Annotated in this window: 12 protein-coding genes and 1 pseudogene; 8 read left to right on the forward strand and 5 right to left on the reverse strand. The window is 71.1% G+C overall.

The annotated features are described in order from the left end of the window. Positions 1 to 108 precede the first annotated feature (108 nt). Entirely contained in the window at positions 109 to 1011 is a 903-nt protein-coding gene (locus ACGFYV_RS10705; protein ID WP_393878019.1) for a hypothetical protein, read from the forward strand. Positions 1012 to 1105: 94 nt separating this feature from the next. Here ACGFYV_RS10705 and ACGFYV_RS10710 read toward each other — a convergent pair whose 3' ends face one another. After that, positions 1106 to 1288: a hypothetical protein gene (locus ACGFYV_RS10710; protein WP_393877999.1), complete on the reverse strand. Its 183-nt coding sequence runs from the start codon at positions 1286 to 1288 to the stop codon at positions 1106 to 1108. A gap of 233 nt (positions 1289 to 1521) precedes the next feature. Between ACGFYV_RS10710 and ACGFYV_RS10715 the strand changes: the two genes are divergently transcribed. Together ACGFYV_RS10715 and ACGFYV_RS10720 are read left to right on the forward strand one after the other, a co-directional pair. Then, positions 1522 to 4428 carry a DEAD/DEAH box helicase gene (locus ACGFYV_RS10715; RefSeq protein WP_393878020.1) on the forward strand — a complete coding sequence of 969 codons (2907 nt, stop codon included), beginning with the start codon at positions 1522 to 1524 and terminating at the stop codon, positions 4426 to 4428. After that, the gene (locus tag ACGFYV_RS10720; RefSeq protein ID WP_393878000.1) at positions 4425 to 5717 is read left to right on the forward strand and encodes an SWF or SNF family helicase; all 1293 of its coding nucleotides are present in this window, start codon (positions 4425 to 4427) and stop codon (positions 5715 to 5717) included. Before ACGFYV_RS10715 ends, ACGFYV_RS10720 begins: the two co-directional genes overlap by 4 nt. Before the next feature lie 384 nt (positions 5718 to 6101). Here the strand turns inward: ACGFYV_RS10720 and xylA are convergent, their stop codons facing one another. Further along, entirely contained in the window at positions 6102 to 7268 is a 1167-nt protein-coding gene (gene xylA / locus ACGFYV_RS10725; RefSeq protein ID WP_393878001.1) for a xylose isomerase, read from the reverse strand. A gap of 182 nt (positions 7269 to 7450) precedes the next feature. Here xylA and xylB point away from each other — a divergent pair, with 182 nt between their 5' ends. Together xylB and ACGFYV_RS10735 are read left to right on the forward strand one after the other, a co-directional pair. Beyond that, the gene (xylB, locus tag ACGFYV_RS10730; protein WP_393878002.1) at positions 7451 to 8896 is read left to right on the forward strand and encodes a xylulokinase; all 1446 of its coding nucleotides are present in this window, start codon (positions 7451 to 7453) and stop codon (positions 8894 to 8896) included. 198 nt (positions 8897 to 9094) lie between these two features. Continuing rightward, positions 9095 to 10303, forward strand: a complete 1209-nt coding sequence (locus ACGFYV_RS10735; protein WP_393878003.1) for an ROK family protein — start codon at positions 9095 to 9097, stop codon at positions 10301 to 10303. Between the two features lie 437 nt (positions 10304 to 10740). Here the strand turns inward: ACGFYV_RS10735 and ACGFYV_RS10740 are convergent, their stop codons facing one another. After that, positions 10741 to 11943 (reverse strand): IS110 family transposase, encoded by a 1203-nt coding sequence (locus tag ACGFYV_RS10740; protein WP_393878004.1) that lies wholly within the window; start codon positions 11941 to 11943, stop codon positions 10741 to 10743. A gap of 268 nt (positions 11944 to 12211) precedes the next feature. On the opposite strand from ACGFYV_RS10740, the gene ACGFYV_RS10745 reads away from it, so the two are divergent. The 3 genes from ACGFYV_RS10745 (at position 12212) to ACGFYV_RS10755 (ending at position 15486) form a co-directional block, all read left to right on the forward strand. Next, positions 12212 to 13696: an APC family permease gene (locus tag ACGFYV_RS10745; RefSeq protein ID WP_393878005.1), complete on the forward strand. Its 1485-nt coding sequence runs from the start codon at positions 12212 to 12214 to the stop codon at positions 13694 to 13696. An 80-nt stretch (positions 13697 to 13776) separates the two neighbouring features. Then, positions 13777 to 14790: an acetamidase/formamidase family protein gene (locus tag ACGFYV_RS10750; RefSeq protein WP_393878006.1), complete on the forward strand. Its 1014-nt coding sequence runs from the start codon at positions 13777 to 13779 to the stop codon at positions 14788 to 14790. A gap of 93 nt (positions 14791 to 14883) precedes the next feature. Next, positions 14884 to 15486, forward strand: coding sequence for an N-acetylmuramoyl-L-alanine amidase (locus ACGFYV_RS10755; RefSeq protein WP_393878007.1), 603 nt, complete (start codon positions 14884 to 14886; stop codon positions 15484 to 15486). On the opposite strand, the gene ACGFYV_RS10760 is transcribed toward ACGFYV_RS10755, so the two are convergent. Further along, on the reverse strand, positions 15483 to 15761 hold the full coding sequence (locus ACGFYV_RS10760; protein ID WP_393878008.1) for a transposase: 279 nt from the start codon (positions 15759 to 15761) through the stop codon (positions 15483 to 15485). The two genes, ACGFYV_RS10755 and ACGFYV_RS10760, sit on opposite strands and share 4 nt — an antisense overlap. 20 nt (positions 15762 to 15781) lie before the next feature. After that, positions 15782 to 16776 (reverse strand): annotated as a pseudogene (locus ACGFYV_RS10765) (IS481 family transposase). Between the last annotated feature and the right edge of the window lie 138 nt (positions 16777 to 16914).

Here is a 16914-nt window from a genome sequence, read left to right on the forward strand (position 1 = left end):
CCCACGTCCAGGTGGAAACCTGCAGGTCCGCGTGATGTGTGGTGTCGTGACAAGTACCTTCCGCTCGCACTAGGGTGCGCGCCGATGGACGAACCACTGGAGGCAGGGATGGCCGGGACGGACGACGGCGCCGTCGCCGCCGCGGACGATGCGCTGTACGTACTCACGGCAGTTTTGCTGACGCCGGCGCAATTTCCGAGCGTGCTGGGTGACGACTATCCGGAGGCCTGCGCGGCCCTGGGGCTGGCGCCCCTCGCCGACGGGTACGGGCTGGTCATCGGCCAGGACGGCGAGGGTGCCCGCTGGACGGTCGTGATCGACGACGTCTCGCTGGTCGCCGTGGCGATCGCCTCCTGGGACTGCGGTATGGAGTACGAGCTGTCGCCGGAGGAGCACACCGTCGTGGCCGCGCTCCCGGGCTGGCCCCTGGCAGTGGCCGTCGCCGCGCCCGGCGTGCCCGCTCCGCACGACCCCGGACCGGATGCGACGGACCAGCCGGCACTGGCTCCGCCGGACACCAGCTTCTGGGGACCGGCCCAGCGGCGCCTGGGCGCCGACGAGATCGCGCTGCAGTGGGCGGCGTGGCGGGGGCGGATCAGCGAGGACGACTTCCCCATGCCGGGCGCGAAGCCGGAGGCGGCGGAGGCCTCGCAGAGCCCGACGGACGCGCAGACGGAGACCGCGCAGGTGGAGACCGCCCGGACGGCTGTCACGGAGGCCGCGGAGAGCGCGCCGAGGAGCGGGCACCCGGGCATCCGGCGCGTGCTGTCGGAGGCGCGGGCATACATAGAATCGCCGCCGCCGCTGGGACGGGTGCGCTCCTCGTTCGCTCCCGGCGACGCCCGGACGCTGCGTGCCGACGGACCCGGCTGGTCGATCGTGGCCCGCACGGACGACATCGCGTTCGTCCTGCTGGACGAGAAGCCGGGCGAGGTCGTGCCGGTGGGCCGGGGACCTGAGCTGCCGGGCCTGCTGGAGGCGCTCGACAAGATGGCCGTACGACCCAGTTGAGCCCGCGGGGGCCACGGCGTCGATGAAGACGTGGCCCCCGATGCTCCGACGCGCGTCCGCTGCGAGCGCGAGGGACGAACCCGGACCGCTCGGTTCAGCGGCCGATCTCCTTGCGGGCGACTCGGCGGAGCCTGCGTCGCTGCGAGGGGTCCAGTGCCAGGTACGCCGCTGCCGGGACTCCGACCACGATGAGGAATGACACCCACCAGGGGAGCCATATCAGCAGGATGAGCCCGACCGCCACTCCCCCTGCGGCGATCTTCGCATTGTTGGACATGAACGTCGCCTCCTTCTCGACCACTACCGCTCTCTGCACTGAGAACGGCACCGCGCTCCCCGCGGTTCCGGCCGCCGACCCTGAGACTTCCCTGAGGCGCACCCTCTAGTGGTCCACATCCAGTGGTCCACATCACAGACTAGGCGTTGTTGGCCTTCCTGCCGCGTCCTGTACCCTCGGCGACTCCGAGGCGAGTAGTCAAATTTGAGGAGTGCGGCAGAGCTGTGCAGCGCATGTCACCGGCACCACCCTCTCCACTGTCCGAGCTGGCCCGTTGCCACGCTGTATTCGTCCCGTCCGATCCGGCCCGCGCCGGCGTGATGGCCTTCTGGCGGCCGGACGGCGACGTCGTCCCCGCAGTGCCTCAGGGCGTCGTCGGGGAACTGGACCTGCTGCTGCCGACTCCGGACGCAGCCGTGGAGCGGGCGCGGCTTCCAGCCGTGCGGCTTCCTCTGGCGACCGCCCTGCCGATGCTCACGCGTGCGCGTGCCGAGTCCGGCAGTCACCGGACCGCCGCCTTCTGGGGTGCGGCCGGCATGCTCGCGCTGCACTTCCTGGCGCGAGGCCTGCTCCTGCCCGGCCTGTCCGAGGAGGACCACGACATGTGGCGGGTGGGGCCACTGTCCGCGCGTGATGCGGACATGGTCCGCGCCCTCGCCGCCGCCATGCCTCCGGAAGCACACGCCGTACCGGTCGCCGCCGGCGGACCGGACCGGCTGCCCGATCCCGAGCACTTGGTGCGCGCCTTCCTTGACGCGGTCGCCGACACGCTCCCCCGCTCACCCGCCGCGGCGATGGTGACCGCCGGCGCGGCCTACGCCGTGTCCGAGCCGCAGCGCCTGCCCGGACTCCGGGCATGGGCCGACGACATCGCCGCGAACCATGACACGGGTCTGCGGATGTCGCTGCGGGTGGAGGCACCCGGTCTCCTTGACGCCGTACCGGAGGACGGGGCTCCGGTGCGGTTCCGGGCCGTGCTGCAGGTGCACGGCGCGAGCGGGGGCTCGGACGTCGTGGACGCCGCCGATCTGTGGGCCTCGTCGGCGGCCGTGCCCGGCGTCCACGGCCCACGCGCGCGAGCGGACACGCTGCTGGCACTGCGGCGCGCGGCGCGCGCCTGGTCACCACTGGCACCTCTGCTGGCGGCCACCGTCCCCGACGCGGTGAACCTTGCCGACGACGAGGTCGTCGAACTCCTGGGTGACGGCGCGCGGGCACTGGCCGCCGCGGGGGTCGACGTGCACTGGCCGAAGGAGTTGTCGCGCGAACTGACCGCGCACGGGGCCGTGGGGCCGCCGGACGACGGGACGGCCGCGGACGGATCCAACGGCGCGGGGCCGGCACTGCCGTCCTCCCTGCCGTCCTCCCTGCCGTCCTTCCTGTCGACCGAGGCCACGACCGACGCCACGGTCGGGTTCCGCTGGTGGTTCGCGCTCGACGGAAGGGAGCTGTCGCGGCAGGAACTGGACCGCCTGGCCGAGGCCAAGCGTCCCCTGGTACGGCTCCATGACCGCTGGGTCCTGGTCGACCCCGGGGAAGCTCGCCGCGCACAGGCCCGGCAGGACCGCTCCCTGACCCCCGTCGATGCGCTGGCAGCCGCCCTCACGGGCTCTGCCGAGGTGGACGGCCACCGGGTCGAGGTGCGGCCCACCGGGTGGACGGCGCAGTTGCGGGAGCTGCTCGCGGCCCCGGAGACGGCGCATACCATCGGGCAGCCGCCGGCGCTCGCCGCCACCCTGCGCGACTACCAGCTGCGCGGTCTCGGCTGGCTGGCCCGGACGACCGCCCTGGGGCTGGGGTGCTGTCTGGCCGACGACATGGGACTCGGTAAGACAATCACGCTGATCGCCCTGCATCTGCACCGCCGGTCGGACCCCTCGGCGGCGGGTCCCACGCTCGTGGTCTGTCCGGCCTCTCTGCTCGGCAACTGGCAGCGTGAGATCGAACGGTTCGCGCCCGGCGTGCGGGTGCGCAGGTTCCACGGGCCCGCACGCGAGCTCGGCTCCCTGGCGGACGACGAGTTCGTCCTCACGACCTACGGGACGATGCGCGTGGACACCGCGCAACTGGCGGCGGTCCCCTGGGGCATGGTCGTCGCCGACGAGGCTCAGCACGTGAAGAACCCGTACTCGGCGACCGCGCGTGCGCTGCGGTCCATCGGAGCACGCGCACGCGTGGCGCTCACCGGCACACCGGTGGAGAACAACCTCACCGAGCTGTGGGCGATCCTCGACTGGACGACTCCGGGGCTGCTGGGCCGCCTCGGCACCTTCCGGGCCCGGTACGCACAGCCGGTCGAGGGCGGCCGGGATCCCGCCGCGGCCGAGCGGCTCGCCCGGCTCGTGCGGCCCTTCCTGCTGCGGCGCAGAAAGTCGGACCCTGGCATCGCGCCCGAGCTTCCACCGAAGACGGAGACCGATCACCCCGTACCACTGACACCCGAACAGACCGGCCTGTACGAGGCGTTGGTACGCGAGACCCTGGTCCGGATCGCCGAGGCCGACGACATGGCCCGGCGCGGCCTGATCGTGCAGTTGCTGACCGGGCTGAAGCAGATCTGCAACCACCCGGCGCAGTACCTCAAGGAGGACCTCCCGAAGCTCCACGGACGCTCGGGGAAGCTGGAACTGCTCGACGAACTCCTCGACACGATCCTCGCGGAGGGCTCCGGCGTACTGGTCTTCACGCAGTACGTACGGATGGCGCGCCTGCTCGAACAGCACTTGTCGGCCCGGGGTGTGGCCTCGCAATTGCTGCACGGCGGCACCCCGGTCGCCGAACGCGACGCGCTGGTACAGCGCTTCCAGGAAGGAGAGGTTCCGGTGTTCCTGTTGTCGCTGAGGGCCGCCGGAACAGGCCTGAACCTCACCCGTGCCGATCACGTCGTGCACTACGACCGCTGGTGGAACCCCGCGGTCGAGGCACAGGCCACGGACCGCGCGTACCGCATCGGGCAGACCCGCCCGGTGCAGGTGCACCGGCTGATCGCCGAGGGAACCATGGAAGACCGCATCGCGGAGATGCTCGCACGCAAACGGGCCCTGGCCGACGCCGTCCTGGGCGCCGGCGAGGCCGCGCTGACCGAGCTGACGGACACGGAACTGGCGGCCCTGGTGGAGCTGCGCGGGGAGGCCCGATGAACGACGAGCACGATCGCGTCCCGGAGCGCACCTTCGCCGCGCTGCCGCCCGCGCGCGGGCGCGCCTTCGCGCAGACCTGGTGGGGCCGCGCCTGGCTGGCCGCTCTGGAGGACGCGGCGTTGGACGGCGCCGCCGTGAAGGCGGGGCGCAGGCTCGCGCGCGCGGGAAGGGTGGGCGCGGTGACGGTGCGGCCGGGCCGGGTCACCGCCGTCGTCCGCGACCAGGGCGGCGCGGCGCACCGGGCCGACGTCCTGGTACCGGAGCTGTCCGAGGCGCAGTGGGGCCGGTTTCTCGATCTGGCCGTCGAGCGGTCGGGACACCTCGCGGCGCTCCTCGACGGGGAGTTGTCGTCGCACTTGATCGAGGACGCGGCGGTCACAGGCATCGACCTGCTTCCGGGCTTGGGCGAACTGGAGCCCGAGTGCGACTGCGGCGTCTGGGACCACTGCGGGCACACCGCCGCCCTCTGTCACCAGGCAGCACGCCTGCTGGACGAGGATCCCTTCGTGCTCCTGCTGATGCGCGGTCTGGGAAAGAGCGCCTTCCTGGAACAACTGCACCTGCGCAGCGCCGCACCCGGTCAGGAGCCGGCCGATTCGGCGGGCGTGGACGCCGTGGAGGCCTGGGCGGCATCGGACATCCTGCCCCCGCTGCCCGCCGTGCCGAACCTGCCGGACGCACCCGGCGAACCCCCGCCCTTCGACGCCGAGTCGGCACCGGCACCCGGGATCGATCCCGCGGCACTGCGTCACCTGGCCCGGCGAACGGCCGTGGAGGCCCATGGGCTGCTCGCTCGGGCGCTCCACGGCAGCGGGGACGGGCAGGCTCCCACAGGGGCGCTGACGGCGCGCCAGGACGCCGTCCGGCTTGCCGGCGAGACCGCTCCGGATGCCGTCACCGGGCGCCTCGCCGAAGGATCGGCCCGAGGGCGTGACGGGCTCGAACTGGCCGTCCGTGCCTGGCGACTGGGCGGCGCCGCGGCGCTGGCCGTCCTGGACGAGCAGTGGCAGGTGGACACGGTCTCACTCGCACGCGCACGCGTGGCTCTGGCGGAAGCCTGGGAAGCGGAGGAACGGCCGTCGTTCCGGACCGACGGCAACCACTGGACCGTCGTCGGCGAAGGCGTGCAACTACGTCTCGACCGGGAGGGCCACTGGTGGCCGTTCCGTCAGGAGGGCCGGCACTGGGCCCCGGCGGGACCGGCGGACCGGGACCCGGCCGCGGCACTGGACGCGGCACTGGCTGCGGCAGGGATCGACTTGGAGGCCCTTTCGGAGACGCCCGGCTGACGCATCATCAAGGCATCTCGGTGAGCTGGGAGGCCAAGCCGACCTGACGGCATTTCGAGCCCGGGGCTGCGGCCCCGGGCTCGACCCGACGAGTGCCGGCCGCTGTTCGTACATCCGGCAGTTGTGTGGAGTTCCTCGCGAGGTTCAAGGGTGATCGCCCCTCGTGGTCGCGGGGACGGGCGCGTTCTACGCCGAGGGGCGCCTCGTCGACAGCGGCATAAGGACGACCGTGACGTACGTCCGGCTCCCTGAGGGCATCTGATGTCCCTGAGGGCATCTGCCCGTCCGGAGGTCACCTTCAGGTCACCTGAAGCGCGCCGCGAGCGCGGAGCGCCGTGGGAGGCGACGCGGGATCGGCCGCCTCCCACGCGCGCGTGCATGTGATCAGCCCCGTGCGCCCAGCAGGTGGTCCATCGCCAGCTGGTCAAGCCGTTCGAAGGCCATCCCGCGGGCCGCGGCGGTCTCGACGTCGAAGTCCTCGAAGGCCGTGCGATCGGCGAGCAGAGCCTGCAGACCGTCCGCCGCGGTGGGCTGGGCCAGCTGGTCCAGGCGCGAGGCGCGCAGCGCCTCCTGGACCTCAGGGTCGGCGCGGAAGGCGGCCGACCGCTCCTTCAGGATCAGGTAGTTGCGCATGCAGCCGGCCGCCGACGCCCACACGCCGTCCAGGTCCTCGGTCCGCGGCGGCTTGAAGTCGAAGTGGCGCGGCCCCTCGTACCCGGCACTCTCCAGAAGGTCGACGAGCCAGAAGGCGGACCGCAGGTCGCCGGCTCCGAAGCGCAGATCCTGGTCGTACTTGATGCCGGACTGGCCGTTGAGGTCGATGTGGAAGAGCTTGCCCGCCCACAGGGCCTGCGCGATGCCGTGCGGGAAGTTCAGGCCGGCCATCTGCTCGTGGCCCACCTCGGGGTTGACGCCGTACAGCTCGGGGCGCTCCAGTCGCTCGATGAAGGCCAGGGCGTGGCCGACGGTGGGCAGCAGGATGTCGCCGCGCGGCTCGTTCGGCTTGGGCTCGATGGCGAAGCGGATGTCGTAGCCCTGGGTGGTGACGTACTCGCCGAGGAGGTCGAAGGCCTCCTTCATGCGGTCCAGTGCGGCGCGCACGTCCTTGGCGGCGCCGGACTCGGCGCCTTCCCTGCCGCCCCAGGCGACGTACGTCTTCGCGCCCAGCTCGACGGCGAGGTCGATGTTGCGGATGGTCTTGCGCAGGGCGTAGCGGCGGATGTCGCGGTCGTTCGCGGTGAACGCGCCGTCCTTGAAGACGGGGTGCGTGAAGAGGTTCGTGGTGGCCATGGGGACGGTCATGCCGGTGGCGTCCAGGGCCTGACGGAAGCGCTTGACGTACGACTCGCGCTCGGTGTCCGAGGACCCGAAGGGGATCAGGTCGTCGTCGTGGAAGGTCACGCCGTGGGCGCCGAGCGCGGCCAGGCGCCGCACGGTCTCGACGGGGTCGAGGGCACGGCGGGTGGCGTCGCCGAACGGGTCCCTTCCCTGCCAGCCGACGGTCCACAGGCCGAAGGTGAACCTGTCCTCTGGGGTGGGCTGGTAGCTCATGCGGTGACTCCTCGGTGCGTACGGCTATTTCGTCATGGCCGTTTACAAATTAATATGCGAACACGTCCCTGGGAAGGGACCGGGTGTCCTCGATGACAGAATCGGCGCGGATCGATGTCATCGACAGACGCCGTCGCCCGCTCAGAGCACATCCCGCATAACCGCGGAAGAGGGAGAGCCCGATGTCAGCATCCGAGGGTCCACTCGTCGTCGGCGTGGACAGTTCCACCCAGTCCACGAAAGCGCTGGTCGTCGACGTGTCCACCGGAGAGGTCGTGGCGAGCGGACAGGCGCCGCACACCGTGTCGTCCGGCGCCGCACGGGAGAGTGATCCGCGCCAGTGGTGGGACGCGCTGTGCGAGGCGCTGCGCCAGTGCGGTGAGGCGGCGCACGAGGCGGCCGCGGTGTCGATCGGTGGCCAGCAGCACGGCCTGGTCACCCTGGACGAGCGGGGCGAGCCGGTACGCCCGGCCCTGCTGTGGAACGACGTCCGCTCGGCGCCGCAGGCCCGCCGGCTCGTCGAGGAACTGGGCGGGCCGAAGGCCTGGGCGGAGCGCACCGGCAGTGTCCCCGGCGCGTCGTTCACGGTGACGAAGTGGGCCTGGCTGGCCGAGCACGAGCCGGACGCGGTCCGGGCCACCCGGGCGGTACGGCTCCCCCACGACTACCTGACCGGGCATCTCACCGGCGAGGGCACCACGGACCGCGGCGACGCGTCCGGGACCGGCTGGTGGGCGTCCGGCACGGAGACGTACGACGAGGAGACCCTGGCGCACGTCGGCCTCGACCCGGCGCTGCTGCCGCGCGTGGTGCGGCCCGGCGAGGTGGCAGGCACCGTACGCGACAGCCACGACCTGCCGTTCTCCAAGGGCACCCTGGTGGCGCCGGGCACCGGCGACAACGCGGCCGCCGCCCTCGGACTCGGGCTGTATCCGGGCACCCCCGTGCTGAGCCTCGGCACGTCCGGCACCGTGTACGCCGTCTCCCGGCACCGCCCCGCCGACCCGACCGGCACCGTGGCCGGGTTCGCCGACGCGCACGGCGACTGGCTGCCGCTGGCCTGCACCCTGAACTGCACCCTCGCCGTGGACCGCGTCGCCGCCCTGCTGAACCTCGACCGTGAGGCAGTAGAACCCGGCACGTCCGTCACGTTGCTGCCGTACCTGGACGGCGAGCGCACGCCGAACCTGCCGCACGCCTCCGGACTGCTGCACGGGCTGCGCCACGACACGACCGCCGGCCAGCTGTTGCAGGCGGCCTACGACGGCGCGGTGCACGCGCTGCTCGGCGCGCTCGACCTGGTCCTCGACGAGGACGCGGACCGCAGCACCCCGTTGCTGCTGATCGGCGGCGGCGCCCGGGGAACGGCGTGGCAGCAGACGGTACGGCGGTTGTCGGGGCGGCCGGTCCAGGTGCCCGAGGCGCGGGAACTGGTCGCCCTCGGTGCGGCGGCACAGGCGGCGGGCCTGCTGACCGGCGAGGACCCGGCCGCGGTGGCCCGGCGCTGGAACACGGCCGCGGGACCGGTGCTGGAGGCGGTCGAACAGGACGTGGAGACGCTGAACCGGATCACCGGGGTGCTCTCCGACGCGGCCCCCCTGCTGGAGCGGGGGACGGAGTCCAGCTGAACCCGGCCATGGACGCCGGGGGCGGACGGGGAGCCGGGCCCGCTTGAGGACGCGGCCCGGACCTGGCCCCCGGACCAGGTCCGGCTGCCCGTACGTACGCACGTACGTACGCAGATTGACGCGCGCACGAAGGTGGACGCGCGCACGAAGGTGGACGCGCACGCGAAGGTCGACACACATACGAGGATTGACGGAGGCATGACCGCACCGCTGCACGGGACCCATCCATCCGGAACGGGACACGCCCTGCCGGACACCCAGCAGGGCATGCGCCGGCGCAACCTGGCGCGGGTCCTGCATGCCGTCAGGGCGGAGGGGCCGCTGTCGCGGGCGGCGGTCGCGTCACACATCGGCCTGACACGGGCAGCGGTGTCGACCCTCGTGGACGAGCTGATCCGTCAGGGGCTGCTGGAGGAACTTGGCCCCGGGCGGCCGGGCCGGGTGGGACGGCCCGGATCGGCGCTCGCGCTGAGCGGGCACGGTCCCGCCGGTATCGGCGCGGAGATCGGCGTCGACCACCTCGCGGTGTGCGCGGTCGACCTGCGCGGCACGGTCCGCGCACGGGCCGTGCGGCACCTCGCGAACCGGGGTCGCAGCCCCGAACCCGTGATCAAGGAGCTGACGGCACTGGTCCGCCACGTCGTGGCCGAGGCGGAGCAGGAGGGGCTGTGGCCCGCCGGGCTCGCGGTCGCCGTGCCGGGTCTCGTGGCCCGGGACGGACGTACGGTCGTACGCGCGCCGAACCTCGACTGGCACGACACGGACCTCGCTGCCCTGCCGCCCAAGGGGCTGCCGCTGACCGTGGACAACGAGGCCAATTTCGGCGCCTTGGCCGAACTGTGGCTCGGCACCGGCACCCCGCGCGACTTCCTGCACGTGTCGGCGGAGATCGGCATCGGTGCCGCGGTCATCGTGGACGGGCAACTGCTCCGCGGCACACGGGGCTTCGCCGGCGAACTCGGTCATGTCCCCGTCCAGCCCGACGGACCCTCCTGCGCGTGCGGCGGACGAGGCTGCCTGGAGCAGTACGCGGGCATGGAAGCCGTGCTGCGCGCGGCCGGACTCGCATCGGGCGAGGACGTGGTCGGGCTGCTCGCGCAGCGGGCCGAGGAGGGTGACGAGGCCGTGCGGCAGGCTCTGCGCGACGCCGGGGCCGCGCTCGGCATCGCCCTGACCGGGGCGGTGAATCTGCTCGACCCCGAGACGGTCGTGCTGGGCGGGGCACTGGCCGGCCTCTCCCCCTGGCTGTTGCCGTCCCTGGAGACCGAGTTGACGGGACGCACGACGGGGCCCGCCTGCCCGGTGACGGTGTCCGGGCTGGGCCCGGAGGGTCCGCTGCTGGGTGCCGCGCACTCGGTCGTCCGAGCCGTCCTCGACGATCCCGCGTCGGTGGCGGAACGATCCTGACGGGCCGACGGGCCGACGGGTCGGGGGTCGGCGGACCGAGGAGTCGGCTGACCGCGGGGCCAGCTGACTGAGGGGGCGGCGGACCGAGGGGTCGGCGGACCGGGTGGCCGACGAACCGACGAGTCGGCTGATCGGTCCGAGGCTCGGACGGCGTGCCCGCTCCCAGGTCCGGGGGCCCGGGGGCCGGGCCCCCATCCGCGATCTCCCGGTCGGCGGGGCCAGATCCTCACTCGATCGAGTGGCCGAGTTGTCCACAACCCGCGTGTCGTCCACGGAAACGGGGCACGCCCTTTTGTCCAACTCTGCCGCGCCGTACCGTGATTCAGGCGAGACGCGATCACCGTCCCTTCACGGCGGAGCGCGCTCTGCAAAGCAACGTGCGCACGTCGAGCGACGGCAGGCCGACACGTATCGGGGGGGTGCCTCTATGTCTTTCGTCAAGCGGGGCGTGGGGTTCGAGGTTCGTAGAAGGTGCCGTCGCGGAGCATCGCGAATAGCACGTTGATCCGTTGTCGGGCCAGGCGGAGGAGGGCTTGTGTGTGGGTCTTTCCTCTGGCCCGGCATTTGTCGTAGTAGGTGCGGGAGGCGGGATCGTGCAGGGCGGCGAACGAGGACAGGAACATCGCGCGTTTGAGCTGGCGGTTGCCGCCTCTGGGTGCGTGTTCGCCGTGGATCGAGGTCCCCGAGGACTTCGTCGTGGGGGCGAGGCCGGCGTAGGAGGCGAGGTGGGCGGCGGTGGGGAAGCTGTTGCCGTCGCCGACGGTGACCAGCAGTGCGGCGGCGGTCCTGACGCCGACGCCGGGCAGCGACGTCAGGACCTTGGAAAGAGGGTGGTCCTCCAGCAGGGCTGTGATCTGGGCTTCTGCCGCCCGTCTTTGTTCGTGAACAGCGCCGGGCGAGCGGGCCAGCGGCGGGATGACGACGTCCAGGGTGCCAGTGCCCGGGACCACGACGGTCTGCTCGTCGAGGGCCTCGAAGACGTCGTCGATCAGCCGCTTCGCCATGCGCGGGGCTTTGGTCCGGATTACTTCAACCAGCCTGCGGCGTCCGGCTTTTGGCAGTGCGGCCGGGGATCCGTAGCGTTCCAGCAGCCAGGTGACCGCTTGGTGATCCAGACGCGGGCCCAGGACCCGTTCCAGGGACGGGTGGAACTGGGTGAGCAGGCCCCGGATCCGGTTGCTGGTGCGGGTGGCCTCGGCCGCCAGGTCCTGGTCGAAGCCGACGAGGACGGTCAGCTCGGCGGTGATCTCGTCGGTCAGCTCCAGCGAGCGCAGGGTGTGCGGCATGGTGCGGGCGGCGTCAGCGATCACCGCGGCGTCCTTCGCGTCGGTCTTCGCCTCACCCGGGTAGAGGTCGGCGATCCGCCGCATCGACAGGCCCGGCAGGTAGGCGACCCGGCAGGCGGTGTCGCGGGCCACCGCCAGCGGCAGAGCGCCGATCGAGGCCGGCAGGTCCACGACGACCAGGACGGTGCCGAACTTCTCACGGAGCTTGTCGAAGACCTGCCTCAGCTTCGGTTCGGTGTTGGGCAGCTGTTTGTCGAAGACCTTCTTGCCGGCCGGGGTGAGTCCGTGTCCGTGGTGGGCGCTCTTCCCGACGTCCAGGCCCAGGAAGACGCCTATCTCGTCGTACTCGTTCAAGCCGTCCTCCCGAATGGGGCGTGGGGTGCTGGCCGGGGCGTTGGCGTCGTGCGCGCATCCACGTTATGCAGACCTGCCACCCACGAGCTGCCGGGCGTTGCGCTCGGCGGGGCGGTAGTCGGACCTCTCATCAGCGTCTCCAACGGCACCCCTCGGGCCCGGCGACACCACCCCCCAGGTCATCTCGGACAGGGGGACACAGTCATACCGGGCCCGGAGGCCAGCGGCCCTCTTGCAGGACCGCGACGAACATAACGGGGGGACACACATGCGCGAGGAGACGACCGCGACGCTGCGGCGTGACGCCATCGGGCTGCGCGAGGTCCTGTTCCAGAGCATCACGGCGATGGCGCCGGCCGCCGCGGTGGCCGCGTCGATTCCGTCGGGCGCCGCCTTCGCGGGCGGCAGTCTGCCGCTGGCGGTCCTGGTCGCCCTGGTGGCGTGCCTGTTCACCGCCTCCTGCGTGGCCGAGCTGGCCCGCGAGTTACCCGCGGCCGGATCGGTGGCCACCTACGCCGCGCGAGGACTGCATCCGGCGATCGGCTTCCTGGTCGGCTGGGGCTACGTCTTCGTCGAGACGCTCGTCACGCCGCTGCTGCTCCTCCAACTCGGTTTCACCACCGCGGGCACCCTGCACGAGGAGTGGTCCTCCTACCCGGCGGACCTGTGGTGGCCCTGCTCGCTGGCGGGCGCGGCGGTGATCGCGGTCGCCGGGTACCTCGGGATCCGTGCCTCGGCCCGCTTCGGCACCGTCCTCGGCGTCTTCGAGATCCTCGTCTTCCTGGTGTTCGCCATCTGGCTGATCGGCAGAGCGGGCGACGCCAACACGCTCTCGGTGTTCGGCGCGTCCCACACGGCCGACGGCTATTCCGGGATCAGCGGCGTCTTCGCGGGGTCCGTCTACACGGTGCTGGCGTTCGCCGGGTTCGAGGCGGCAGCGCCGCTCGCCGAGGAGACACGCGACCCGCGCCGGACCATGCACCGGGCGGTCCTCGGTGCGGCCCTGGGCATCGGCCTGTTCTATGTCGTCACGACATACGCGATGACCGTGTACTTCGGCCCGGACCTGTTCGCGAGGTTCGGGGCCTCGGGCGCCGCGTTCTGGGAGGGTGTCGCCCGGACGTCCTTCGGTCTCTTCCGGGTGCTGGTCTTCCTGGCGGTGGTCAACTCCACGATCGCCAACGCCAACGCGTGCGCCAATGTCTCGACCCGCACGGCCTTCGCACTGGCCCGCATCCGGGTCCTGCCGCGGCTGCTGGCCACACTCCATCCCCGGCACCGCTCCCCCGTCGCGGGCATCGCCCTGCAGAGCGTCGTCGCGGTCGGGGCGGTCCTGGGACTCGGCTTCGCCTACGACCCGGTGACCGCCTTCCTGCTCCTCGCGACGGTGATCGTCACGGTCGTCGTCGGTGTGTACATCGTGGTGAACCTCGCGTGCGCGGGTTACTTCCTGCGGGCCGGCCGGGAGAAGCTGAGGCCGGTACGGCATCTGCTGTTCCCGCTGCTGGGGATCGCCGCGTTCGTCCCGGCCCTGCTGACGGCGGCAGGCCTCCCGGTGTTCGACTTCGTGACCGAGCTGACGGCCCCGGTGTCGTACGCGGGACCGGTCGTCGCCCTGCGGATGGCGGCGGGGGTCGTCGTCCTGCTGATCCTTCTCCGGCGTCATCCCGAGCGAATAGCCGAGACCGCGCGGGTGCATGTCGAACAGCCCGACGCGGTCACCGGCCGACACGACGGCACCGTTCGCCACTGAAGCGGCGTCCGGACGATCCGGCACCCGCACACATCCGCCTTCCGTCAGATGGCCGGCACGACCAGAAAGGCGCAACCACGATGACCGATCCCCGGATCCTGACCGTCCGCCCGGAACCGGACGACTACGCCTGGATGTTCGGCGGCGCCGCTCCGGTGGCACGGATCGCGCCCGGCACGGTTCTCGACCTTTACACCGAGGACTGCTTCGCCGGCCGGGTGCGCTCCGAGAAGGACCTCGTGTCCGAGGTCTGCGAGTTCCCCTTCCTCAACCCGCAGACCGGCCCCTTCCGCGTCGAAGGCGCGGAGCCCGGCGACACCGTGGCCGTGCACTTCGTGTCCGTCGAACCGGCGCGGGACTGGGCCGCGTCGACCACGGTGCCCCTGTTCGGAGCTCTCACCGGGACCCACGCCACGGCCTCCCTGCCGCCGCCGCTCCCGGAGCGGGTGTGGATCTGGCAGTTGGACCGCACCCGGCGCACCGTTCTCTTCCGCGCGCAGGACAGTGACTTCGCACGCGAACTGCCCCTCGACCCGATGCACGGCACGGTGGGGGTGGCGCCCGCCAACCTGGAGGTGCGCTCGGCGCTCGTCCCGGACGCGCACGGCGGAATCATGGACACGCCCGAGATGCGGGCGGGTGTCACCTGCTACCTGGGGGTCAACGTCGAGGGAGCCCTGCTCAGCCTCGGTGACGGGCACGCCCGGCAGGGCGAGGGCGAGACCTGCAGGGTGGCCGTGGAGTGCGCGATGAACACCGTGGTGATCGTCGAGCTGCTCAAGGACGTCGCCCACCCCTGGCCCCGGATCGAATCGGACACGCATCTCATCTCGACGGGCTCGGCGCGCCCGCTGGAGGACGCGTTCCGGATATCGCAGCTCGACCTGGTGCGGTGGCTGGTGCGTGACTACGGGTTCAGTGAGATGGACGCGTACCAGTTCGCGACCCAGGCGGTCGAATCGCCGTTGGCCAACGTGTGCGACACCAACTACACCTGCGTGGCCAAGCTCCGCAAAGAGTGGCTGCCCACGCGGGAGACATACCGCGGCGTGCACCAGCGGCTGCGCGAGACCGCCCGGACACTGGGTCTGTGACGCCTCATCAGTTCCCATGCATGTGAGGCCGACACCCCTCGCACCCGTCCATGTGACGCCTACACCCCCCGCACTCCGGAAAGGCACCCGACGATGGACCAGAACCGGTCCCGGCCCGGCCTCAGCAGGCGACGCGTCCTGAAGGGCGTGGCGCTCGCCGGCATCCCCTACGCGCTGCTCCCCGCCCCACGCTCGGGCGCGCAGGCGGCCGTCGACTACCCCGTGGGCGAGTGGCAGCCGGCCAGCGCCCGCAACTTCACCCCCTCCGAGCGTCCCTCGGCCCACGCCATCGACCGAGTGATCATCCACGTCACGCAGGCCTCCTTCACGATCGCGCTGGCCGTCTTCAAGAACCCGAAGAAGAAGGTGTCCGCGCACTACGTGGTCCGTTCCGCGGACGGCCATGTCGCCCAGTGCGTGCGGGAGGCCGACATCGCCTGGCACGCGGGCAACTGGGACTACAACACCCGCAGCATCGGCATCGAGCACGAAGGCTGGGTGGACCGGCCCGGCTACTTCACCGACGCCCTCTACGAACGCTCCGCGACGCTGACGGCGGCCGTCTGCGCCAAGTACGGCATCCCCCGGGACAGGAAGCACATCATCGGCCACTACCAGGTGCCCGGCAGCGACCACACCGATCCGGGACCGAACTGGGACTGGTCCCGGTACATCAGACTGGTCAATTTCGCCTAGTGTCCCGGTCCGGAGATCCTGTCGCAGTAGCGGCAGATGCGGTCGATGATCTGGTCCGCGGTCTTGGTCCATCTGAAGGAGCGAGCCTGCTCGTTCCACGTCTTGATCCAGTCCTCGAGCGCGGTCTTCAGTTCGTCGAATGAACAGAACACGCCGCGCTCCAGACAGCGCCGCTGTAGTTCGGCGAACCACCGCTCGACCTGGTTGATCCAGGACGAGTACGTCGGGGTGAAGTGCAACTGGAACCGGGGATGGGCCAGAAGCCACTTGTGCACTGTCGGTACCTTGTGGGCGTTTAGGAGGCCAGGACATTGCTGACGCCTTGGCGTAGCCGCGCCGCAGGAGGTTCTCCATCAGCGGCGCTGTGGGGGCGGTGGAAGTTGTCGTGGATGTTCCAGATCGCGAGTGCTTCTCGACGCTGGTCTTCCGATAGCCACGCGCCGGCGTAGAGGAACTCCTCGGCAAGGATGCGGTTGTACCTCTCCACCTTCCCGTTGTGTCTAGGTGTGTACGGGGTGATCCGCTGGCGGCGTGACCCGAACAGGCCCCGAGCGAATGCGTCAGCGCGGTAGTAGGCACCGTTGTCGGTCACGACTCGTTCGATGTGGGTGATGCCGTGGGCTGCGAACCAGACTCGTGCCCGGTGAAGAAGCGCGACGGCAGTGGCCGCCTTCTCATCAGGGAGCTCTTCGGTGTAGGCGAGCCTGGAGTACCCGTCGATGGCGGAATGAAGGTAGACGTAGCCGCCACGCTCACTCTTGCCCTTGCGGCGCTGGGCTGCCTTTGCCTGTTGACTTCCGCGACCGTGGATACGCCAGCCACCACCGTCGGGGATCCGGCCGGCCTTCTTCACGTCGACGTGCACCATGTGGCCAGGCCGTCGAGCAGTGATCGTCTGCGGCTCTCGGTTGGACTTGCCGTTGGGGTCGATGAACTTCCGTCGGTTCAGACCGAGGGCGGCCAGATGGCGGGTGACCGTACGGCGCGAGATCACAATCCCGTCGACGGCGAGTTCGTGGACGATGCGGGTGGCCGACCACTTGTGGGCACGCCGCATCTCCTCGATACGTGTGACCACGTCGACTGGTGTCGCACTCGGCTGATGGTGCGGCGTCGAACGTCGATCGACCAACCCGAGTTCGCCGTGTCTGCGGTGCCGTTCACCCACTTCGACGCCGTAGCTCGGGAAATCCCCATCTCTGCGGCTACGTGCGCGATCGGACGAGTCTTGCAACGCTCGATCAATCGGCGGCGACCCTCCACGGACAATGGTGCGTTTGCGTGGGTCATGCCGTGCTAGGGCGCGTATCGGGTCGTGATCAATCTGCGGGCTTCCCGCTCGCGGTGATCTTCGATCCTGTAGACCGTCTTGTGTGACACGAGTGCAACTGACAGACCAGGACTGGGAGTTCATCGAGCCGTACCTGC

The organism is Streptomyces sp. NPDC048297, from assembly GCF_043201585.1.
Taxonomy (GTDB): Bacteria; Actinomycetota; Actinomycetes; order Streptomycetales; family Streptomycetaceae; genus Streptomyces.